The following is a 21129-nucleotide window of genomic DNA, read 5'->3' on the forward strand; positions in this document are numbered from 1 at the left end:
CCCCCATGGCCTATCCGCCCGTCCAGCTGCACATCAACGGCGAGTGGCGCAACAGCCGCTCCGGCAAGATGCTCCAGGTCATCAACCCAGCGACGGAGGAGGTGATCGGCGAGGTCGCCCATGCCGGGACCGACGACCTCGACGAGGCGCTGGAAGCGGCCGAGCGCGGCTTCGCCACCTGGAAGAAGGTTTCCGCCTTCGAGCGCGCCAAGCTGATGCGCAAGGCCGCCGACATCCTCCGCTCCCGCGCCGACGAGATCGCCGCGCTCATGACCGCCGAGCAGGGCAAGCCGTTGCCTGAGGCGAAGATGGAGACGCTCGCCGGCGCCGACATCATCGACTGGTTCGCCGAGGAAGCCCGCCGCGCCTATGGCCGCGTCATCCCGGCCCGCGCCGAGGGTGTCTACCAGCTCGTGGTGAAGGAGCCGATCGGCCCCGTCGCCGCCTTCACGCCCTGGAACTTCCCGATCAACCAGGTCGTCCGCAAGCTCTCCGCCGCCGTCGCCACCGGCTGCTCGATCATCGTGAAGGCGCCCGAGGAGACGCCTGCCTCCCCGGCCGCGCTGATCCGCTGCTTCATCGATGCCGGCCTGCCCGCGGGCGTCGTCGGCCTCGTCTACGGCATCCCGGCCGAGATCAGCGAGTATCTGATCCCGCACCCGACCATCAAGAAGGTGACCTTCACGGGCTCCACCCCGGTCGGCAAGCAGCTCGCCGCGCTGGCTGGCCAGCACATGAAGCGCGTGACGATGGAGCTCGGCGGCCACGCTCCCGCCATCGTCTTCGACGACGCCGATCTCGACCTCGCGGTGAAGACCCTCGCCGGCGCCAAATTCCGCAATGCCGGCCAGGTCTGCGTCAGCCCGACGCGCTTCCTCGTGCAGGAAAAGCACTACGAGCCCTTCGTCGAGAAGTTCGTCGCCGCCGCCAAGGCGGTGAAGGTCGGCAACGGCACGGAGCAGGGCGTCCAGATGGGCCCGCTCGTCCATGAGCGCCGCATTCCCTGGATGGAGGGCCTCATCGCCGATGCCCGCCAGCGCGGCGCCGAAGTCCGGACCGGTGGGGAGCGCATCGGCAACAAGGGCTACTTCTTCCAGCCCACGGTGCTGACCGGCGTCACCAAGGAGTCGCGGATGATGAACGAGGAGCCCTTCGGCCCGCTCGCCATGATCGCGCCCTTCCGGGAGTTCGACGAGGTGGTGGAAGAGGCCAACCGGCTGCCTTACGGCCTCGCCTCCTATGCCTTCACCCGCTCGGCCAAGACGGCGAATGCCATCGCCGCCAAGGTCGAGAGCGGCATGATGACGATCAACCATCTCGGCCTGGCACTGCCCGAGGTGCCGTTCGGCGGCATCAAGGACAGCGGCTACGGCTCCGAGGGCGGTTCGGAGGCCATCGAGGCCTATCTGAATACGAAGTTCGTCAGCCAGGCCGGCCTGTAAGAGCCAGTTCGGGGATGCGCCTCAGGGCGCATTCCCGGTGCAGGCATCGCTGAAGGGGCTTGCCCTCCTTCAGCGCACCGGTTCGATCCCCGCCGCGTCGAAGCTGCCGCGCGATTCCGGCCCTGCCAGCCAGCGCAGCAGTGCCTCCGCCGCGACCGGAGCGCCCGGCGTCAGTGCCCCGCTATAGGTCGTGTAGGATTGCAATTCCGCGGGCAGCGGGCCCAGGTAGCGCAGCTCCCGCACCATCCTGATCTCGGTGATGGCGCCGAAGCCGACTTCCTGTCCGCTGCCTTGGAGCAGGTGGGCCATCACCTCGGCCCCGCTGCGGTAGCGCCGCGCCTTGGGCGCCACCAGCGCCGTCAGGCCCATCCGGTCGAAGATCCGTTCCATATGGAGGCCGGATGAGGCGCGGTTGAAGACGACCGACTGCATGTCGATCACCATCCGCCGCAGCCCCTCGGCATCCGTGGCCGGCGCAATGGCGAGGTCCGGCCGCACCACCATCCCCACCCCGACCCGGCCGAGCGGCACCGGCTGCCCAGCGAGGCGTCCTGCCTGCGCCAGCCCCGCCATCAGCGAGTCCGGCCCGATCAGAAGCTGCGGCACATCCCCATCCGCCAGCGCCTGCTGCATGGCCGGCGCCGTCGCATAGCGGATCTGCACCGCATGGCCCGAAGCATTGCGGAAGGCCTGTACCGCCGGCGCCAGCCCCGGCTCCATCGTCCGGGCGCTCACCACCTCCAACTCGGCTGCCCGTGCCGCCGGCCCGGTGACGATCAGGACAGGGAGGAGAGCCATCAACCGACGCCGCATAAGAGTCCTCTGAAGGGCCTGTCCGGCTGCTCTACCGCGATGCCGGCCCTCCGCCTACCAGCCACCGGGCATGTTCCGCAGCCGATCCTCGTACCGACTTTCCGGTGGCGGCCGATTGACCGGCCCGCCCGGCACCCGCAGCATGACGCCATGCCAACCAAAGCCGGGACCGCCGACAGACCCTCCCGCCAGGCTTGGCTGATGCTCGCTGGCGCCTTCGCCGCCTTCACGGTCGGCGCCAGCCTGATGCACTCCTACACTGTCTTCCTGCTCGCCTTCGTCGCCGATTTCGGCTGGTCGCGGGCGGAGAGCTCGCTCGCCTATTCGGTTGGGCAGCTCGTCGGCGGCGCCAGCTCGCCCCTCGTCGGTGGCCTGGTGGACCGGGTCGGCGCCCGGCGCTGCGTGCTGCTCGGCGGCTGCCTGCTGACCCTCGGCCTGCTCGGCAGCGCCTTCGCCAGCGAACTCTGGCAGGTGGTCTTCCTTTACGGCGTGGTGATGACCATCGGGGCCAACTGCCTCGGCCTGCTGGTCTTCGTGCCGCTGGTCTCGCGCATCTTCCACCGCCGACGTGGCATGGCCGTCTCCGTGCTGCAATCGGCCAATGCCTTCGGCCGCGCCCTTTCCGCGCCGACGAGCCAGATGCTGATCAGCGGCCTCGGCTGGCGCGGCGCCTATCTCGCCACCGCCGCGGCGATGGCCGTGCTGGTCCTGCCGCTCGCCGCCATCTTCCGCCGCAGCCCCGAGATCCCTGGCGCAGCCGATGGCGCCGCAACCGCCGCGCCGCGAAACTGGACCCTCGCCGAGGCGATCCGCACCCGTGCCTTCTGGCTGCTCTTCCTGGTCTACATGTGCACCAGCATCGGCAGCTTCCTCGTCTCGCTGCATCAGATCGCCTTCGCCGTCGATATCGGCTTCGACCCGCTCTACGCGGCCAGCGTGCTCGGCATGGGAGCCTTCCTGGCCTTCCCGGGCGTGATCCTCACCGGCACCCTCTCCGACCATATCGGCCGCGAGGCCTCGGCGCTGCTGACCTACGGCATCTCCATCCTCGGCGTGGTCTGCGCGCTGCTGATCACCTCGCCCGACCAGCACCTGCTGCTCTGGCTGCATGGCTGCGGCTTCGGCCTCACCTGGGGCGCCCGCGGCCCGGCCATCACGGCGAAGACCGCCGATCTCTTCCCCGGCCCACGGCTCGGCACCATCCTCGGCGTCATCACCATCGGCTCCGGCCTGGGCGCCGCCATCGGCTCCTGGGCCGCTGGCTGGATCTTCGACGTCACCGCCAGCTACCGCATCGCCTTCCTGCTCTCGATCGCCGCCTATGCCACGGGCTCGGTCGCCTTCTGGGCATTGCGCCGGCCCATGCGCTGACTGAATCTCTCCGGGTACAAGCGAGAGGAAAGGGACATGGATCTCGGTCTCAAAGGCCTCCGGGCCATTGTCACCGGCGGCAGCAAGGGCATCGGCCGCCGCTGCGCCGAACTCTTCGCCGCCGAGGGCGCCCATGTGGCCCTCTGCGCCCGCGACGTGGCGGAAGTCGAGGCCACCGTCGCCGCACTCCAGGCGCTAGGCGTCACCGCCTTCGGCCAGCCCGTCGACGTCGCCGACAAATCCGCGCTCGAAGCCTGGGTCGCCGCCAGCGCCGCCGCCCTCGGCGGCATCGACATGGTCGTCGCCAATGTCTCGGCCTTGGCGGTCGATGACAGCGAGGAAGCCTGGCGCCGCGGCTTCGAGACCGACCTGATGCACACGATCCGCACGGTCAACGCCGCGCTCCCGCATCTGGAGGCATCGACGTCGGCCTCCATCACCATCATCTCCTCGGTTTCCGGCCGCGAGATCGACTTCACCGGCCCGGCCTATGGCGCCTTCAAGGCCGCGCTGGTCCACTACGCCCAGGGCCTCGCCCACCGCCTGGCAAGCAAGGGAATCCGCGCCAACACCGTCTCGCCCGGCAACACCTATTTCGCGGGCGGCATCTGGCAGTGGATCGAGCAGAACAACCCGGCGCTCTTCGCCGAGGCCTTGGCGCTTAACCCCACCGGCCGCATGGCGACGCCCGAGGAGATCGCCCGCGGCGTCGTCTTCCTGGCAAGCCCCGCTTCCTCCTTCACCACCGGCACCAACCTGGTGATCGACGGCGCGCTCACCCGCGGCGTGCAACTGTAGTTCAGGCCGTCTCCAGTTCCCGCGGCCTCGTCGGCAGCGGCTTCGGGATGAGGCAGTCCGGCAGCGGCTTCCCGCTTCCCCCCGTCGGCCTCGGCGGTGGCGGCGTCGGACTCGGCCGCCAGCCGCCGCCATCGCCGCGCCGCAGGTTCCGCAGCTCGCGGATGGCGAGAACAAGCGGCACCCCAAAGCTGAGGCCGCCGCTGAGCAGGACGAAGACTTCTGGCGCCATCCCATCCACCTCCTCCGAGCCGGGCGAGCATACCCGCCCCGCACCCCCGTGATGCAAGCGCCGCATCGACAGGCCGACCGTTAGCGCCCTATCCTTCCTGCCCAACGGGAGAGCCGGATGCCACCCGACCAGACCAACCCACCCGCCTATGTCCCGGCCCCGCTGCCGCCCGAGGCCCCGCCGCCCGGCGAGCTCCGCACCATCCAGCCCGGCCTGCTCCGCGCCCGCATGCCGCTGCCCTTCGCCCCGGGCCATGTGAACATCTGGTTCCTCGAGCATGAGGGCGGCTGGCTCGCCATCGACACCGCCATCGCCAGCCGCACCACCCGCGGCCATTGGGACCAGCTCCTCGCCCAGCCTGCTCTCGGCGGCCGGCCGCTGACGGCGCTGCTCGTCACGCATTTCCACCCGGACCATATCGGCCTCGCCGGCTGGCTCTGCGAGCGCTTCGGCATCCTGCCGATGATGACCCGCATCGAGTGGCTGATGGCCCGCGCCCTCTGGTACGACAGCGGCCCGGACATGATGGCGCAGCAGATCGAGCACTACGCCCGTGCCGGCTGTCCGCCCGAGTTCATCGCCTTCGTCGAAGGCCGCGGCGCCCTCTACCAGCGTGCCGTCGGCGAACTGCCGCGCAGCTTCCACGCCCTCAAGGACGGCCGCAGCGTCACCATCGGCGGCAGCGAATGGCGGGTGCAGACCGGCGCCGGCCACGCCCCCGACATGGCGACGCTCCATAGCCCCGAGCGTGGCGTGCTGATCTCCGCGGACCAGATCCTGCCGCGCATCTCGCCCTATGTCGGCTTGCATCCCGGCGAGCCGGAGGCCGACCCGCTCGGCGACTTCCTCGCCAGCAACGACCGCTTCCGCGCCCTGCCGGAGGACACGCTGGTCCTCCCGAGCCATGGCGAGCCCTTCACCACCCTGCACCGCCGCCTCGACATGCTCGCCGCCCACCATGCCGAGCGCCTCGACGCCTTGGCCGAGGCCTGCCGCGAGCCGCTAACCGCCTATGAGGCCGCGCAATTCCTCTTCCCCCGCGCCGCGCAGGAGATGGGGCAGGTGAGCTTCACCGTCGGCGAGACGCTGGCCCATCTCCGCCGGCTGGAACGCCAGGGCCGGCTGCGCGTCGAAGCCGGCGAGGTTGCCCGCTTCCGGACCATCTGATGCCCACCGAAACCGATATCGCCATCATCGGCGCCGGCGCCGCCGGCATCGCCGCCGCCACGCGCCTCGTCGAACTCGGCCGGTCCTGCCTGGTGCTGGAGGCAGGCACCCGCCCCGGCGGCCGCGCCCATACCGAGAGCGCCAGCCTCGGCACCCCCTTCGACCACGGCGCCTCCTGGGTGCATGTCGCCGAGCACAACCCGCTGGCTCCCATCGCCCAACGCCTCGGCTTCACCCTCTTCGAGGGCGAGCGCCGCCGCCGCGACATCCTGCTCATCGGTGGCCGCCCGGCGACACCCGCCGAAAAGGCCGCCCATGACGCCGCCTGCGATGCTTGGGAGGCGGCGGCGGAAGCCCGCGCCGCGCAGGGCGGGCCCGACATCTCCATCGCCGAGGCCGTGCCGCATGGCGGTACCTGGGACGCGACCGTTTCCCATTGGCTCGGCACCACCATCTGCGGCGTGGAGCCCGAGCGGAACAGCCTCCGCGACTACATCGACACCGGCCTCGACGGCGAGAACCCGCAGGTGAGGGAAGGCTTCGGCACCCTGGTCGCCCGCCTTGCCGAAGGCTTGCCGATCCATCTGGCGACCCCCATCCACCGCCTGGGTGCCGACCGCTACATCACTCTGGAAGGCCCGTGCGGCACGATCCGCGCCCGCGGCTGCATTGTCACCGTCTCGACCGGCGTGCTGGCATCGGGTGCCCTCCGCTTCTCGCCCGGCTTGCCGGCGGAGGTGGAGGCCGCCATCCATGGCCTACCCATGGCGCTCCTTTCCAAGATCGCCCTGCGGGGCGGCGCCGGGCTCGGCCTCGATCCCTTCGCCCGGCTCGGGCGCCGCGTCGAAGGGGAGGGGGACCGGCCGATGTCCTGGGTGGTCAGTCCCTTCGGCCGCGACCATGCGATCGGCTTCCTCGGCGGCGAGGCGGCCTGGGCGCTGGCCCGCGAGGGACCCGCCGCCGCCGAGGCCACGGCCCGCGCCGAACTCGCCCATTATTTCGGCGAGGCCGAGCTGGCGCGTGCCTTCTCCCATCCGGCCGTCGCTACGGACTGGGGCGAGAACCCACTCTTCCTCGGTGCCTATACCTATGCCCGCCCTGGCAGCGCCGGCGCCCGCGCAGCGCTCGCCGAAGCCCGGCTTGCCGATGGCCGCATCCGCTTCGCCGGTGAGGCCTGCCATACCCGCTATGCCGGCACGGTCGGCGGCGCCTGGGCAAGCGGCATGGCGGCAGCGGACGCGTTGTCCGCTACACTCGCGCGATGAGTCGCACCGCCTTTGCCGCCAAGGCCGCCGCCTGCGGGGAGCGCGTCATCGCCCTGACCCGGGCCCTGGTCGCCATCCCGTCCCCCAACCCGCCCGGTGATGTCCGCGCCTGCGCCGAGGCGGCAGCCGGATTGATCCGTGGCCTTGTCCCGGATGCCGAGGTCACCCTCCACCCCACGAGCGAAGGCGTCACCAACCTCGTCGCCGTGGTGCGGGGCCATGCCTCAGGCCGCCGCCTGGTCTTCAACGGCCACCTCGATACCTACCCGGTGAACGAAGCCCTGCCCTGGACCGTGCCGCCCCTCGGCGGCCTGCTCCGCGACGGGCGACTCTATGGCCGTGGCACGTCCGACATGAAGGGGGGCATCGCCGCCTCCGTCACCGCCCTCGCGTTGCTCGCCGCCCATCGGGGACTCTGGCGCGGCGAGGCCGTGCTGACCCTGGCTGGCGACGAGGAATCCATGGGCCCGCTCGGCACGAAATGGCTCATGGACAACATCCCCGAGACGCGCGGCGATGCCGTCATCATCGGCGATGCCGGAAGCCCCCGCGTGCTGCGCTTCGGCGAGAAGGGTTTCCTTTGGATCGAGGTCGAGGCCGAAGGCCGCGCCAGCCACGGCGCCCATGTGCATCTGGGCGTGAACGCGCTCGACCGCCTCTGCGCCGCGCTCGATGCGGTGCGGGGCCTGCGTGCCCTGCGGCCCGAGGCGCCGCCTGCCGTCACCGCCGCCATTGCCGGCGCCCGCCCCATCTCCGAACCCCTCTCGGGCCCAGGCGAGGCCGACGTCCTCGGCAGCGTCACGGTGAATATCGGCCGGATCGAGGGCGGCACCTCGACCAACCTCGTCCCCGCCAGCGCCCGCGCCGGGATCGATATCCGCCTGCCCGTCGGCCTTCCCTGCGCCACGGCCGAAGCCGCCCTCGCCACGGCGCTCGATGGCCGCGAGGGCATCGCCTGGCGCATCCTCCGCCGCTTCGAGCCGAACCACACCGACCCGCAGCACGAGCTGGTCCAGCGCGCCGCCTCGGCCGCCGCCGAAGTGCTCGGCACGCCCTGCGCCATCAACATGCGCGTCGGCGGGTCCGATGCCCGCTGGTTCCGCATGGCCGGGCTGCCGACCGTCGTCTACGGCCCCACCCCTCACAACATGGGCGGCGCCGACGAATACGTCCTCGTCGACGAACTCCTCCAGGTCGCCCAGGTCCATGCGCTGACGGCGTTGGACTTCCTCGCCGCATGAGCCAGGCGCTGCCCCGCCTCGCCGCGATGGGCGACACCACCCGTGCTATCCTCTGGATGCTGGCCTCCGGCCTGCTCTTCATCCTGCTGAACGGCACGCTGCGACTGCTGGCGCAGCAGCTCGACCCCTTCGTCACCGGCTTCCTGCGCTACAGCTTCGGCGTGCTGGTGATGCTGCCCTTCATCCTGCGCGCCGGCTGGGCCGCCTACCGCCCGGCGAACCTCGGCGGGCAGATCTGGCGCGGCGCCATCCACACCTCCGGGCTGCTGCTCTGGTTCATCGCCGTGCCGCATGTGCCCCTGGCCGACATGACGGCGCTCGGCTTCACCACGCCGCTCTTCATCATGCTCGGCGCCGTCGTCTTCCTGCGCGAGCGGATGGTCGCCGCTCGCTGGGTGGCGGCGCTGATCGGCTTCTGCGGCGTGCTGATCGTCGTCTCGCCCAACCTGTCGGGCGGAGCCGGGGCCTATGGCTTCGTGATGCTCGCCTCCTCGCCGCTCTTCGCCGCCTCCTTCCTCATCACCAAGGCGCTGACGCGGCGGGATGCGCCGCATGTCATCGTCGTGTGGCAGTCGCTTGCCGTCGCGCTGTTCAGCCTGCCCTTCGCCCTGCCGAATTGGACCTGGCCGACGCCCTCCCAATGGGCCGCCTTCGCCTTCTGCGGCGTCGTCGGCACGGCGGGGCATATCTGCCTGACGCGGGCCTTCAAGCTGGCCGACATGTCGGTGACCCAGCCGATCAAATTCCTCGAGCTGGTCTGGGCCTCGCTCTTCGGCTTCGCCGTCTGGGGCGACGTGCCAGGCACGGCCACCTGGATCGGCGGCCTCGTCATCTTCGCCAGCACGAGCTGGATCGCGCGGCGGGAGTCGCGGAAGCAAGGTTGAGGAGGGCGCTGCCCTCCTCAAGCTCCACCCGCCAAGGGCCGAAGGGCCCTTGGAACCCTGAGTTCTAGGCCGCGGCCTTTGCTTCGCGGCGGCGGGCCGTGAGGATGAACTCGGTGTAGCCATTCGGCTGGCTGGCGCCCTTGAAAATCAGGTCGCAGGCCGCCTTGAAGGCCACGCCCTCATAGCCCGGCGCCATCGGCGTATAGAGCGGGTCGCCGGCATTCTGCCCGTCGACCACCTTCGCCATCCGCTTCAGCGTCTCCATCACCTGCGCCTCGGTGGTGATGCCGTGCGCGAGCCAGTTGGCGATGTGCTGCGCGCTGATGCGCAGCGTCGCCCGGTCCTCCATCAGCCCGACATCGTGGATGTCCGGCACCTTGGAGCAGCCGACGCCCTGGTCGATCCAGCGCACCACATAGCCGAGGATGCCCTGGCAGTTGTTGTCGAGCTCCGCCTGCACCGCATCCGCCGGCCAGTTGGTGTCGGTGGCGAGCGGGATGCTGAGGATCTCCTCGAGCTTCGCCCGGCGCCCGCCCTGCGCCAGCTCCTCCTGCCGCGCCGCCACATCGACCTCGTGGTAGTGCAGCGCGTGCAGCGTGGCGGCGGTGGGGGAGGGGACCCAGGCGGTGTTGGCGCCCGCCTTCGGGTGGCCGACCTTCTGCTTCAGCATCTCCGCCATCGCATCCGGCGCGGCCCACATGCCCTTGCCGATCTGCGCCCGCCCGCGCAGCCCGCAGGCCAGGCCGACATCGACATTCCACTCCTCGTAGCCCTTGATCCAGGCCGTGCCGCGCATGTCGTTCTTGCGCAGCACCGCGCCGGCCGCCATCGAGGTGTGGATCTCGTCGCCGGTGCGGTCGAGGAAGCCGGTGTTGATGAAGGCGACGCGGTCCTTGGCGGCGCGGATGCATTCCATGAGGTTCACCGTCGTGCGGCGCTCCTCATCCATGATGCCCATCTTCAACGTCGCCCGCGGCAGGCCGAAGGCATCCTCCACGCGGCCGAACAGCTCGTTCGCCCAGGTCACTTCCTCCGGCCCGTGCATCTTCGGCTTGACGATGTAGACGCTGCCCGCCCGGCTGTTGCGCCCGCGGCCCTGGCCGCGCAGGTCGTGCAGCGCGATCGCCACGGTGCACATGGCATCGAGGATGGTCTCAGGCGTCTCCGCCCCGTCGAGCGTCACCACATCGGTCATCATGTGATGCCCGACATTGCGCACCAGCATCACCGAGCGGCCATGCAGCGTCATCGCCCCGCCGCCCGGCTTCAGATAGGTCCGGTCGCCGTTCAGCTTGCGGACCAGCGTCTTGCCGCCCTTCTCGAAGCTCGCCTCCAGGGTCCCCGCCATCAGCCCGAGCCAGTTGCGGTAGACGACGACCTTGTCCTCGGCATCCACCGTGGCGACGCTGTCCTCGCAATCGATGATGGTGGTGACGGCCGCCTCCAGCACCAGGTCTGCGACGCCCGCCGGGTCGCCCCGGCCGATCGGGTGGTCGCGGTCGATCACCAGCTCCGCATGCAGCCCATGATGCACGAAAAGGATGGCCGAAGGCGCCGCCGGCTCGCCCAGATAGCCGACGCACTGCCCCGGCTGCGCCAGCCCGACGCTCCGCCCATCCTTCAGCGTCACCGCCAGCGCCCCGGCGGCGATCGCATAGGATTTCGCGTCCGCATGCGAGGCGTCGCCCGCCAGCGGCGCGAGCTTGTCGAGCGTCGCCCGCGCGAAGGCGATCACCTTCTCGCCCCGCTTCGGGTTGAAGCCCCGCCCGCGCTCGGCCCCATCCGTCTCCGGAATGGCATCCGTGCCATAGAGCGCATCGTAGAGGCTGCCCCAGCGCGCATTGGCGGCGTTCAGCGCATAGCGGGCATTGGAGACGGGCACGACCAGCTGAGGCCCGGCGACGGTGCCGAATTCGGCATCCACATTGGTGGTGGAAACCTGGAAGGCCGGCCCTTCCGGCACGAGGTAGCCGATCTCCCGGAGGAAAGCGGTATAGGCCGCCGCATCGACGGGGCGTGCCGGGTTCGCCCGGTGCCACTCGTCGATCTTCGCCTGCAACGCGTCCCGCTTGGCCAGAAGCTCGGCATTGCGCGGGCCGAGGTCGCGGAGGATGGCGGCATAGGCGGACCAAAACCGCTCCGGCGCGACGCCGGTGCCCGGCAGCGCCTCCCGCTCCATGAAATCCTTGAGGGCCCGTTCGACGCCGAGCCCCGCGACCTCAACCCGCTCCGCCATGCCAGCCTCCCTGAATTCAGGGGGCTACCTAGGCGAAACCGCGCCGCCCGCAAAGGGGCGGAGGCTTTCACGCATCAAGGACGCTGCGCTGGTTCTTGGCCACCAGGGTGCGGAAATGCGGCGCCAGCGCCTCCTCCGATAGGCCCCAGGCCTCGGCGAAGCGGCGGACGAGGTCCTGCTCGCCCTGTTCCGCCTCGCCATCGCTCATGGCGCTGTCGATCATGTTGAGCAGGATGCAGAGCCGCTGCTCCGGCCGCAGCCGCGGCGTGGCGTCGGCCAGGAACTGCTCCGGCTTCGTCGCCCGCGCATAGCGCAGCGCCGCATCCAGCTCCTGCCGCGTCATCCCCCGCCCGAGGGCGGAGAGCAGGTGGCCGACCTCCTCCTCGTCCATCTCCCCGTCCGCCGCCATGCAGTAGATCAGCGAGACGGCGAGGCAGGTGCGCGGCGTGAGGTCGAGCGTGGCCGATTGCGACTTGAACATGCCGAACATGGACATCTCCCGAAGGGTTGAAGCGCCCGCGAGATAGCCGAATATGGACGGTTTGTCATCTTTAAGAAATATTACAGCCCGGCCCGGTCGAGCCGCAAGATGGCACGCGCCATGGCCTGCGCCCGCGGCACCAGGCTCGCCACCTCCAGATACTCCTCCGGGCTGTGCGCCTTGCCGCCCACCGGCCCAACCGCACAGATGGTCGGCGCGCCGAGGGCCGCCGTGAAGCCGCTATCGGCACAGCCCCCGCTGAATTCGCTGGTGACGGCAAGCCCGCTCTCCGCCGCCGCATCCCGGTACATGCCGAAGAGCCGGGCCGAGGCGGGCGTCTCGTTCAGCGGCAGGAACTCGCCCCGGATCGTGAGGCGCGAGCGAGTCCCCGGTACAGAGGCCCGCTCGACGATGGCATGGATCTTCGCCATCACCTCGTCCCGGTCGGCCGGCTCCTTGTAGCGCAGGTCGATCTGCCCCTGCGCCCAGGGCGCCACCGTGTTGACGCTCTGCCCGCCCGAGACCAGGCCGACATTCACCGTGATCCCCCGCGCGAGGTCGGTCAGGGCATGCAGCGCCGTGACCTTCGCCGCCAGCTCGCCGATGGCGCTGATGCCGGCCTCGAAATTGCCGCCCGAATGCGCCGCCTTACCCTCGATCTCGAAGATCGAGAACACGCCGCCCTTCCGCCCCGTCACGACGCCGCCGTTGGGCCGCCCCGGCTCCGAGTTGAAGACGACCCGCGCCTCCCTGGCCGTCGCCTCGATCACCGCGCGGCCTTCCGGGCTGCCGATCTCCTCGTCGCCGGTGAAGAGCCCGACCAGCGGCCCCGGCGCCCCGCCGAAGCGCTGGAAGCCCGCCAGGACGAACATGTTCATCACGAGGCCGGACTTCATGTCGGAGACTCCCGGCCCGGTGGCGATGCCGTTCTCGACGCGGAAGGGCCGCCGCTCCGGCTCGCCCTTGGGGAAGACGGTGTCCCGGTGCCCCATCAGCACGATCGACTGCTTCTCGTTGCCGGAAGAGGCCACCTCGTCGCCGGCCACCCGGGCCTTGAGGCAGTCGCCATACTTCTCCTGCGGGACCAGCTCGACCGGGATGCCCTCGGCCGCCATGAAGTCCTGGACGATCCGCCCGACGGCATCGACGCCCGGCTTGTCGTAGCTGCCGCCATCGGTGTTCACCATGGCTTCCAGCACCTTCAGCATGGCCTCCTCCTGGGTGGCAAGCCAGGCGGTGACGGCGGATTCGGTGCTCATGCGGGCCTCGTCGAAGGAAAGGGACCAGCCTGTCCCCGTCCGCCCGTGGCGGCAAGGGGCCCCTTCCGCTCCCGGCTCGCGCCCCCATCTCGGCCCCGCAAGGGATGGAGAAGGCATGTCGGGACCTGTTGCGATCTTGGGCGCCACCGGCGGCATCGGCGGGGCGCTGGCGCGCCGCCTCGCCACGCGCGGCGTCCCGCTCTTCCTCATAGGCCGCGACGCCGGCCGCCTTTCGGGGCTGGCGGAGGAACTCCACGCCCCCTCTGCCCCCTGCGACGTCACCGACCCCGCGGCGCTGAAGGCCGCCATCGCCGCCGCAGGCGCCCCGCTTGCCGGCCTTGCCTTCTGCATCGGCTCCATCGTGATGAAGCCACTCGCCCGCGCCACCGCCGATGATTTCGCCGCAACCTTCGCCCTCAACGCCACGGCCGCCGCGCTCGCCGTTCAGGCCGCCGCCCCGGCGTTGGCGGTGGGGCAGGGGAGCGTCGTCCTCTTTTCCTCCGTCGCGGCCCGCGCCGGCTTCCTCGGCCATGCGGTGATCGGCGCCGCCAAGGCCGCGGTCGAAGGATTATCGCTTGCCCTCGCCGCGGAACTGGCGCCATCCGTACGGGTGAATTGCATCGCTCCCAGCCTCACCCGCACCGGCATCGCCACACCCATGACGAAGAACCCGCAGATGGCTGAGGCCATCGCCAAGCTCCACCCCATCCCCCGCCTCGGCGAGGCGGAGGACGCGGCGGCGCTGGCCGACTTCCTCCTCTCCGACGCCTCGGGCTGGATCACCGGCCAGGTGATCGGCGTCGATGGCGGCCGCTCCAGCCTGCGCGGCCGCGGCTGATGCGCCGCCGCCACCTGCCGCTTCTGGCGCTGCCGCTTCTTGCCGGCCCGGCAGGCGCCATCCCCGCCGTCACCCGCTTCCGTATCATGCGCGAGGGCAGCGCCATCGGAACCCACACGGTGACGCTGAGCGAGGCCGGCGGCGAACTGACCGCCCGCACCGAGGTCATCGTGCAGGTGAAGCTCGTGGGCATCACCGTCTTCCGCCTGACCCATAATTTCACCGAGGTCTGGGCCGGCGACCGCCTCCGCTCGGTCACCTCCCACCATGACCGGAACGGCACGGTGAAGGACATGACGGCGCGGGCCGAGGGCGGCGCCATCCTCGTCCAGGGTCCCGAGGGCCCGCTCCGTCTCTCCGCCGAGGCTGCGCCGCTGAGCTGGTGGGAGCCACGCCGCTTCGACCGTCCACTCTTCGACAGCGAGACCGGCAAGCTGCTCCGCCTGCAATGGACCCGCACCCCCGGCCCCGGTGCCGCCACCACCTTCCGCGCCACTGGCGACGAGGAAGGCGAGGGCCAGTACGCCGCCGACGGCACTTGGCTCGCCTGGCGCACCAAGGGCGATGACGGCAGCCTCGTCACCTATGAAAGGGCCTGATGGGCGTCCTCCGCCTCGTCCTCGGCGACCAGCTTTCTCCTGACATCGCCGCCCTTGACGGCCTGGACCCCGCCCGCGACGTGGTGCTTATGGCCGAGGTCATGGAGGAATGCACCTACGTCCCGCACCACAAGCAGAAGCTGGTGCTGGTGCTCTCCGCCATGCGGCATTTTGCGGCGGAGCTCCGCGCCCGCGGCATCGCCGTCGATTACATCCGGCTCGACGACCCTGCCAACAGCGGGACGCTGACCGGCGAGTTGACGCGCGCCATCGCCCGCCATCGGCCGGTGGGCGTCATCTGCACCTTCCCCGGCGAGTGGCGGGTGCTGGAGGGAATGCGCGGCTGGGAGGAGGACCTCGGCCTCCCCGTCGACATCCGCGAAGACGGTCGCTTCCTCTGCCCACTTCCCCGCTTCCGCCGCTGGGCGCAGGGCCGCCGCCAGCTGCGGATGGAGTTCTTCTACCGCGAGATGCGCCGCGAGACCGGCCTGCTGATGGATCTCGACGGACCCGTGGGCGGACAGTGGAACTACGACGCGGAGAATCGCCGCCCCTTCACCCCGGGCCTCGCCGCGCCGCCGCCCCGCCGCCCGGCACCGGACGCCATCACCCAGAAGGTGTTGGCCCTCGTCGAAACCCGATTTTCCGCCAATTTCGGCACGCTCGACGCCTTCGCCTGGCCTGTCACCGCCGCCGAGGCCGAAGCCGCCCTTGCCGACTTCATCAGCCACCGCCTTCCCCGCTTCGGCGACCACCAGGACGCCATGGCGGCGGGCCAGCCCTTCCTCTTTCACGCCCTGGTCTCGACCAGCCTCAATCTCGGCCTGCTTTCCCCCCGTGCCTGCTGCGAGGCCGCCGAGGCCGCCTTCCGCGCCGGCCGGGCGCCGCTCAACGCCGTCGAGGGCTTCATCCGCCAGATTCTCGGCTGGCGCGAGTATGTCCGCGGCCTCTACTGGCTGAAGATGCCCGGCTACGCCCGCCTCAACGCATTGGAGGCGACGCGCTCGCTCCCCTGGTCCTGGTGGGGCGGCGAGACGCGCATGAACTGCCTCAAGCAGGTCGTCCGCCAGACCCGCGACGAGGCCTATGCCCACCACATCCAGCGGCTGATGGTGACCGGTAATTTCGCCCTCCTCGCCGGCCTCGATCCAGCTCAGGTGAACGAGTGGTACATGGCCGTCTACGCCGATGCCTATGAGTGGGTGGAACTGCCCAACACCCATGGCATGGCCCTGCACGCCGATGGCGGCGTCATCGCCAGCAAGCCCTATGCGGCGAGCGGCGCCTATATCAATCGCATGTCCGACTACTGCCGCCTCTGCGCCTACGACCCGAAGGCGGCGACCGGCCCCGAGGCCTGCCCGATGAATGCCCTCTACTGGGACTTCGTCGCCCGCCACGAGCGCCGCTTCGCCGGCAATCCCCGCATGGCCATGCCCCTGCAGACCCTCCGCAAGATGGCACCCGAGAAGCGCGCCGCCCTCCACGCCCAGGCCGCCGCCTTCCTGGCCGGTCCGGAGCTGCGCCCCGAGGCTTGACCCACCTCTGCCTCGGCGCATCATCGCTGCCCATAGCACCGGGGGAACCATGGCCGACGAGATCGAATGGATGCGCCTCACCGCCGAGGAGCTGCGCGCCCGCGCCGCCGAGGATGCGCTGGTCATCATCCCCGTTGCCTCGCTCGAGCAGCACGGCCCGCACATGGCGACCGGCGTCGACATCATCCTCGGCACCGCCGTCGCCGAGGAGACGGCGCGCCGCCTTGGTGCCCCCGTGGTCGTCACCCCCTGCGTCTGGACCGGCCTCGCCGAGCACCACATGGATTTCGGCGGTACCGTCACGCTGGACTATGCGAGCTTCGCCGGCGTCCTCCGCGGCATCGTGAAATCCGCCGCCCGCCACGGCTTCAAGCGGATGATACTGCTGAACGGCCATGGCGGGAACGCCGAGGCGGTGGCCGTCGCCGCCGGCGAATTCTCGATCGAGTTCTGCATCCACGTCGCCGCCGCCACCTACTGGCATGCCGTGCCGGAGGTGATCGCCCCCATCCTGGAGCGCCAGGCCGGCCTCATGCATGCCTGCGAGGCGGAGACGAGCCTGATGCTCCACCTCCGCCCCGAGAGCGTCCGCACCGGGCGCCTGGCGGAGGCACATGGCCCGCACTCCACCCGCGTCGAGGGTCAGCCCACCGGCCTCGCCCTCCGCCGCTCCTTCAAGGCGATCTCGGCCTCCGGCGTCATCGGCGATGCGCGCGTGGCGACGGCGGAGAAGGGCGCGCGCCTGCTCAATGCCATCGCCACCCGCATGGCCGAGCTGCTCCGCAACCCAGCGCTCTGGGCCTGACGCCGATGCCCGACCACCCACTGGTCATCGGTCACGCCGCCTGGGCCGCGCTCGCCGCGCCGCCCCCCGGCATCACCTTCGCCCGCGAGGAGGGCCGCCTCGACCCGGCGGAATACACCGCAGTGGTCCGCGCTTCCGGCCTCGTGCGCCCGGTGGACGACGCGGCCCGCATGGCGGCGATGGTCGCCAGCTCCAACCTCATCGTCACCGCCCGCGACGAGGCGGGCCGCCTGATCGGCGCCGCGCGCAGCTTCACCGATTTCGCCTATGGCTGCTACCTCTCCGACCTCTGCGTGAACCCGGCCGGGCAGGGGAGGGGCATCGGCCGCGGCCTCATCGCCGAGACCAAGCGCATCATCGGACCAGGCTGCATGCTGCTGCTGCTCTCGGCGCCGGACCCGATGAGCTGGTACCCGAAGCTCGGCATGGAACGCGTCGCCAACGGCTTCATCATCCGCCGCGACGGCTAGGCTGCAGTTTTCAGCTGTGACGGTGCGGTCTTCGGAGAGCAGCAAGCGCCGACGTGGATGATCCAGAGCCCGGCTCTGGCGAATACCCTGACGACGAAATCGAGGAACGCAGGCGTATCGCCGTACCCGGCGATAGGCCGCTGCCGCCCGGAGGGGTGCGAGTGGGCAGCCCCACGGTGGTGCGCGGCTACCGGAACTGATCGGAGGCAGCGTGCGTCCTGGCGAGACGCGAAGGACAGGCAGGGCAGTTGATGGCCCACAAGCCCGCGTGGACCTGACTTCCCAGACCGTGCCGCCTCAGCGGATCAGGAACCCGGCCCGGACGGCGCGCCTTCCGCCCAGATCAGCAGGGCATCAAGCGCCGGGCAGAGCGCCTGCCCCCAGTCGGTCAGATGGTACTCGACCTTCGGAGGCACCTGATGGTGGACGATGCGAGCGACGACGCCGTCCGCCTCGAGCTGGCGCAGCTGCTGGATCAGCATCTTCTGCGAGACGCCGGGAATGGCTCGCTCGAGATCGGAGAAGCGTCGGACCTGTCCACCGAAGAGCTGAAACAGGATCACCAACTTCCAGCGTCCTTCCAACACCCTGATGGCGGTCTGCACGCCCTGCGCAGCCGTTTCCGGCGTGTGCGGCACACGCTTACTCTGGGGTAAGTCGCTTACCTTTCCGTTCGTTCTTGTCATTCGGGCAGCCTAGAAACAGCTTCACCCCAGCGCAAGAAAGCTACGGAGACTCATCATGAGCAGCGAAATGCCAACACCGATCGCAGCCTATGTCGCGGCGGATGCCCGGCTCGATGCCGACGGCATGCTGGCGCCATTCGCCCGGGACGCGGTGGTCCGCGACGATGGCGGCCGCCATGTGGGCATTGACGAGATCAGGAACTGGATCCAGTCGGCGACGGTCGCCAGCCGGGCCGTCTTCACCCCCGAGACTTGGCGAGAGCAGGATGGCCACGTCGTCGTGGTCGGCTCGACCACGGGTAATTTCCCCGGCAGCCCGATCCGCTTCACCTTCAGCTTCACGCTGCGGGACGGCGCGATCTCCGGGTTGGAGATCGCCTGATGCCGACGCACGACAACCCCCGCGAGTTCGAGGGACGCCGAGTCCTCGTCACCGGGGGCAGCAAAGGTGCCGGTCGAGCAACTGTGCAACGCTTCCTCGGTGCAGGAGCCCGGGTGATGAGCGCGGCGCGTCACAGGCCTGCGGACCCTGCGGGCGCCGATTTCGTGGCGACCGACCTCACGGAGGCGGGCGGAGCGTGTGTTCTTGCGGAGGCGGCCATGGAGCGGCTCGGGGGCGTGGATGTGCTGGTGCATGTCCTCGGCGGCTCCACCGCACCGGGCGGGGGCTTCGCCGCCCTGACGGAGGAACATTGGCGCGCCGAACTCGACCTGAACCTGATGCCGGCGGTTCGGCTCGATCGACTGCTCCTGCCGCAGATGATCGCGCGCGGGTCCGGGACGGTGATCCATGTCGCGTCCATCCAGCGCCGCCTGCCGCTGCATGATTCCACGACGGCCTACGCTGCGGCGAAGGCCGCGTTGACAACCTACAGCAAGGCGCTCTCGAAGGAAGTCGGGCCGAAGGGCGTGCGGGTGAACGTCGTCTCACCAGGCTGGATCTACACGGAAGCGGCGGATGCGCTGGTGCAGCGGCTCGCGGCCAGCAGCGGCGGCACACCGGAGACCGCGCGCCAGGGCATCCTGGATGCGCTTGGCGGCATCCCGCTCGGTCGCCCTGCCAAGCCGGAGGATGTGGCGGAGTTGATTGCCTTTCTCGCCTCCGACCGGGCGTCGGCGATCCACGGCGCGGAATACGTCATAGACGGCGGCACCATCCCAACAATGTAGCCGCACTGGCTGCCGTATCGGGGCGGTCTCCCGAACCATCCCGGCAGGTTTCCCCTGGCTGCGCGACACGATCCACGGCAACGCGGGCGGCCAGGTGTTCGCATCCCTGCAAGGCGCCGGCGTAGTCGATTGAGCTGTCTTGGTCCGTGCTTCGATATTGACTACAGCTGAAACAAATGGCCGTCATTTGATTGCCGTAATACAGGAAATCCGGGCACTTCTTCGTATATATCGCCCAACCGCCGCATGCGCTGAAATATCCGAGGGGACATTAAGATGACCGAGACACATGCAATTAGGCCTTTTAACTTTGTTTCTACATCACATGCCAAGCTGGCCGTCACGAATAGCGGGGGTTCCGGCACTCCGTTGCTGCTTATCCATGGAAATTCATCATGTCGCCAGGTCTTCGCGCGCCAGATGCGAAGCGACTTCGCCGCGCGATGCCGCCTGATCACCTTCGACCTGCCGGGCCACGGCCAGTCCGAGGATGCGCACGATCCCGCCCGCACCTACTCCCTTCCGGGACTTGCCGACTGCACGGTGGAATTGCTGGAACGCCTTGGGGTCAGCAGCGCCGTCGTGCTGGGATGGTCGCTAGGCGGCCATGTCGCCATCGAGATGCTGTCCCGCTTCAAGGGCATGAAGAGCCTGATCCTCACCGGCACGCCTCCCATCCGGCGCGGCGGCTTCGTGGAAGGCTTCGTTTCATCGCCGGCTGACGGCCTTGCCGCGCGCCGCCATCTTTCCGAAGCCGAGGTGGACACCTTCGCCCGGGCGATGTTCGGCGAGCCGGTGGAGCCTTTCCTCCAGGGCGCGATCGGCCGTTCGGACGGCCGCTGCCGACAGGGGCTCTTCGAGGCTTCGCGCGCAGGGCTCGGCGTCGATCAGCGCCTCGCGGTCGAAGGCAGTGCCCTGCCGGTTGCCGTCATCAATGGCGCGGCCGATCCCCTGATCAGGCTCGACTACCTCGATGACGTTGCCTACCGCAACCTTTGGGAGGAGCGCTGTCATCGCCTGGACGGGGCGGGCCATGCACCGTTCTGGCACGCCGCCGACGCGTTCAACGCCCTGGTGGGGCGTTTCCTTGGCGAACTGGAGCGCGAGCCTGCAGGACCCGAGGGCCCGGCCGTCGGATGTGCTCAGAAGATGGCCTCGACCCAGGCGTCCAGGATGTAGCCCGCGCCACGGCCGGTTCTGATAAGCTTCGGCGAGGAGGGATCGGCCTCGATCTTGCGCCGCAGCCGCATCACCTGCGCGTCGATCGTGCGATCGTGGATATCCTCATGCGCCCGGGTCGCGCGCATGAGCTGCGCGCGGGCAAGCGGCCGGCCGGGCGTCCCGAGCAGGGCCAACAGCAGCGCATACTCGGTCTTCGTGACATCCACCGTCCGGCCTGCCGGATTCGTCAGCGTCCTGCTGCGCTGATCCAGCACCCAGCCATCGAAGCGGTAGCCGCCCTGGAAGCCGGGTGCGGCGTCGCGGCGCCCCGCCTCATGCCGGCGCAAGGTCGCCCGCACGCGCGCGAGCAGCTCGCGAAGGTTCAACGGTGCGCAGAGGACGTCGTCGGCGCCAAGCTCGAGGGAGACGATCCTGTCGAGGACGGTGTAGTGCTGCCCCACGACCAGGATGACGGGCACCTCGGACTGCGCACGGATGCTCCTCAGCATCTCGGCCCCGTCGTCATCCGTGGCCCGGGCATCCACCACCACGAGGCTGAACGGCCCCCGCTTGAGATGACGTGCCGCATCTGCGTGGGTGACACCAAGGGACAGGCACTGGCGGCTGGCCAGGTAGCTTATGGACATGCCGCGGGTCGCGGGATCGTCGTCCACCA

At 69.9% G+C, this 21129-nt stretch carries 22 protein-coding genes; 15 read left to right on the forward strand and 7 right to left on the reverse strand.

The features are described 5' to 3' along the window. Positions 1–5: 5 nt before the first annotated feature. Positions 6–1442, forward strand: a complete 1437-nt coding sequence (locus tag LH62_RS16815) for an NAD-dependent succinate-semialdehyde dehydrogenase (RefSeq protein ID WP_043363186.1) — start codon at positions 6–8, stop codon at positions 1440–1442. A 69-nt stretch (positions 1443–1511) separates the two neighbouring features. On the opposite strand, the gene LH62_RS16820 is transcribed toward LH62_RS16815, so the two are convergent. After that, positions 1512–2240: a substrate-binding domain-containing protein gene (locus tag LH62_RS16820; protein WP_043363189.1), complete on the reverse strand. Its 729-nt coding sequence runs from the start codon at positions 2238–2240 to the stop codon at positions 1512–1514. A 165-nt stretch (positions 2241–2405) separates the two neighbouring features. On the opposite strand from LH62_RS16820, the gene LH62_RS16825 reads away from it, so the two are divergent. Both LH62_RS16825 and LH62_RS16830 read left to right on the forward strand, forming a co-directional pair. After that, positions 2406–3626 (forward strand): MFS transporter, encoded by a 1221-nt coding sequence (locus LH62_RS16825; RefSeq protein ID WP_052214602.1) that lies wholly within the window; start codon positions 2406–2408, stop codon positions 3624–3626. A 36-nt stretch (positions 3627–3662) separates the two neighbouring features. Next, complete coding sequence (locus tag LH62_RS16830; protein ID WP_043363191.1) at positions 3663–4424, forward strand: SDR family NAD(P)-dependent oxidoreductase; 762 nt, start codon at positions 3663–3665, stop codon at positions 4422–4424. Position 4425: 1 nt separating this feature from the next. Here the strand turns inward: LH62_RS16830 and LH62_RS16835 are convergent, their stop codons facing one another. Then, positions 4426–4653, reverse strand: coding sequence for a hypothetical protein (locus LH62_RS16835; RefSeq protein ID WP_043363193.1), 228 nt, complete (start codon positions 4651–4653; stop codon positions 4426–4428). 117 nt (positions 4654–4770) lie between these two features. Between LH62_RS16835 and LH62_RS16840 the strand changes: the two genes are divergently transcribed. The 4 genes from LH62_RS16840 to LH62_RS16855 are packed head-to-tail and all read left to right on the forward strand — an operon-like array spanning position 4771 to position 9210. Further along, positions 4771–5820 carry an MBL fold metallo-hydrolase gene (locus LH62_RS16840; RefSeq protein ID WP_052214603.1) on the forward strand — a complete coding sequence of 350 codons (1050 nt, stop codon included), beginning with the start codon at positions 4771–4773 and terminating at the stop codon, positions 5818–5820. After that, a complete protein-coding gene (locus tag LH62_RS16845) occupies positions 5820–7085 on the forward strand; it encodes an FAD-dependent oxidoreductase (RefSeq protein ID WP_043363196.1) in 1266 nt (421 codons plus the stop codon). Before LH62_RS16840 ends, LH62_RS16845 begins: the two co-directional genes overlap by 1 nt. Next, complete coding sequence (locus LH62_RS16850; RefSeq protein WP_043363199.1) at positions 7082–8326, forward strand: M20/M25/M40 family metallo-hydrolase; 1245 nt, start codon at positions 7082–7084, stop codon at positions 8324–8326. Before LH62_RS16845 ends, LH62_RS16850 begins: the two co-directional genes overlap by 4 nt. Beyond that, positions 8323–9210 (forward strand): DMT family transporter, encoded by an 888-nt coding sequence (locus LH62_RS16855; protein WP_082012617.1) that lies wholly within the window; start codon positions 8323–8325, stop codon positions 9208–9210. Before LH62_RS16850 ends, LH62_RS16855 begins: the two co-directional genes overlap by 4 nt. A 64-nt stretch (positions 9211–9274) precedes the next feature. On the opposite strand, the gene LH62_RS16860 is transcribed toward LH62_RS16855, so the two are convergent. From LH62_RS16860 to LH62_RS16870, 3 genes are all read right to left on the reverse strand, one after another. Beyond that, positions 9275–11446 (reverse strand): malate synthase G, encoded by a 2172-nt coding sequence (locus LH62_RS16860; protein ID WP_043363201.1) that lies wholly within the window; start codon positions 11444–11446, stop codon positions 9275–9277. A gap of 67 nt (positions 11447–11513) precedes the next feature. Next, entirely contained in the window at positions 11514–11936 is a 423-nt protein-coding gene (locus tag LH62_RS16865) for a TerB family tellurite resistance protein (RefSeq protein ID WP_043363202.1), read from the reverse strand. 71 nt (positions 11937–12007) lie between these two features. Continuing rightward, a complete protein-coding gene (locus LH62_RS16870; protein WP_043363204.1) occupies positions 12008–13186 on the reverse strand; it encodes a M20 family metallopeptidase in 1179 nt (392 codons plus the stop codon). 115 nt (positions 13187–13301) lie between these two features. Here LH62_RS16870 and LH62_RS16875 point away from each other — a divergent pair, with 115 nt between their 5' ends. Genes LH62_RS16875 through LH62_RS16895 form a run of 5 tightly spaced genes read left to right on the forward strand, consistent with a single transcriptional unit; the run spans position 13302 to position 17436 of the window. Beyond that, positions 13302–14024 (forward strand): SDR family NAD(P)-dependent oxidoreductase, encoded by a 723-nt coding sequence (locus LH62_RS16875; RefSeq protein ID WP_043363207.1) that lies wholly within the window; start codon positions 13302–13304, stop codon positions 14022–14024. Continuing rightward, positions 14024–14623: a DUF6134 family protein gene (locus LH62_RS16880; RefSeq protein WP_043363210.1), complete on the forward strand. Its 600-nt coding sequence runs from the start codon at positions 14024–14026 to the stop codon at positions 14621–14623. Before LH62_RS16875 ends, LH62_RS16880 begins: the two co-directional genes overlap by 1 nt. Then, on the forward strand, positions 14623–16161 hold the full coding sequence (locus tag LH62_RS16885; RefSeq protein ID WP_043363212.1) for a cryptochrome/photolyase family protein: 1539 nt from the start codon (positions 14623–14625) through the stop codon (positions 16159–16161). The genes LH62_RS16880 and LH62_RS16885 overlap by 1 nt, the downstream gene beginning before the upstream one ends. 49 nt (positions 16162–16210) lie before the next feature. Next, positions 16211–16966: a creatininase family protein gene (locus LH62_RS16890; RefSeq protein WP_043363214.1), complete on the forward strand. Its 756-nt coding sequence runs from the start codon at positions 16211–16213 to the stop codon at positions 16964–16966. A 5-nt stretch (positions 16967–16971) separates the two neighbouring features. After that, positions 16972–17436, forward strand: a complete 465-nt coding sequence (locus LH62_RS16895; protein ID WP_144404510.1) for a GNAT family N-acetyltransferase — start codon at positions 16972–16974, stop codon at positions 17434–17436. A gap of 305 nt (positions 17437–17741) precedes the next feature. On the opposite strand, the gene LH62_RS16900 is transcribed toward LH62_RS16895, so the two are convergent. Next, positions 17742–18041: a helix-turn-helix domain-containing protein gene (locus tag LH62_RS16900; RefSeq protein ID WP_201445520.1), complete on the reverse strand. Its 300-nt coding sequence runs from the start codon at positions 18039–18041 to the stop codon at positions 17742–17744. A gap of 136 nt (positions 18042–18177) precedes the next feature. On the opposite strand from LH62_RS16900, the gene LH62_RS16905 reads away from it, so the two are divergent. The 3 genes from LH62_RS16905 (at position 18178) to LH62_RS16915 (ending at position 20471) form a co-directional block, all read left to right on the forward strand. Beyond that, positions 18178–18504 carry a nuclear transport factor 2 family protein gene (locus LH62_RS16905; protein ID WP_043363220.1) on the forward strand — a complete coding sequence of 109 codons (327 nt, stop codon included), beginning with the start codon at positions 18178–18180 and terminating at the stop codon, positions 18502–18504. Further along, on the forward strand, positions 18504–19292 hold the full coding sequence (locus LH62_RS16910; RefSeq protein WP_043363222.1) for an SDR family oxidoreductase: 789 nt from the start codon (positions 18504–18506) through the stop codon (positions 19290–19292). The genes LH62_RS16905 and LH62_RS16910 overlap by 1 nt, the downstream gene beginning before the upstream one ends. Before the next feature lie 276 nt (positions 19293–19568). After that, a complete protein-coding gene (locus LH62_RS16915; protein WP_052214605.1) occupies positions 19569–20471 on the forward strand; it encodes an alpha/beta fold hydrolase in 903 nt (300 codons plus the stop codon). On the opposite strand, the gene LH62_RS16920 is transcribed toward LH62_RS16915, so the two are convergent. Further along, complete coding sequence (locus LH62_RS16920) at positions 20435–21127, reverse strand: winged helix-turn-helix domain-containing protein (protein WP_201445521.1); 693 nt, start codon at positions 21125–21127, stop codon at positions 20435–20437. The two genes, LH62_RS16915 and LH62_RS16920, sit on opposite strands and share 37 nt — an antisense overlap. Positions 21128–21129: the final 2 nt, after the last annotated feature.

Origin of the sequence: Belnapia sp. F-4-1 (assembly GCF_000802185.1) — a bacterium.
Classification (GTDB): domain Bacteria; phylum Pseudomonadota; class Alphaproteobacteria; order Acetobacterales; family Acetobacteraceae; genus Belnapia.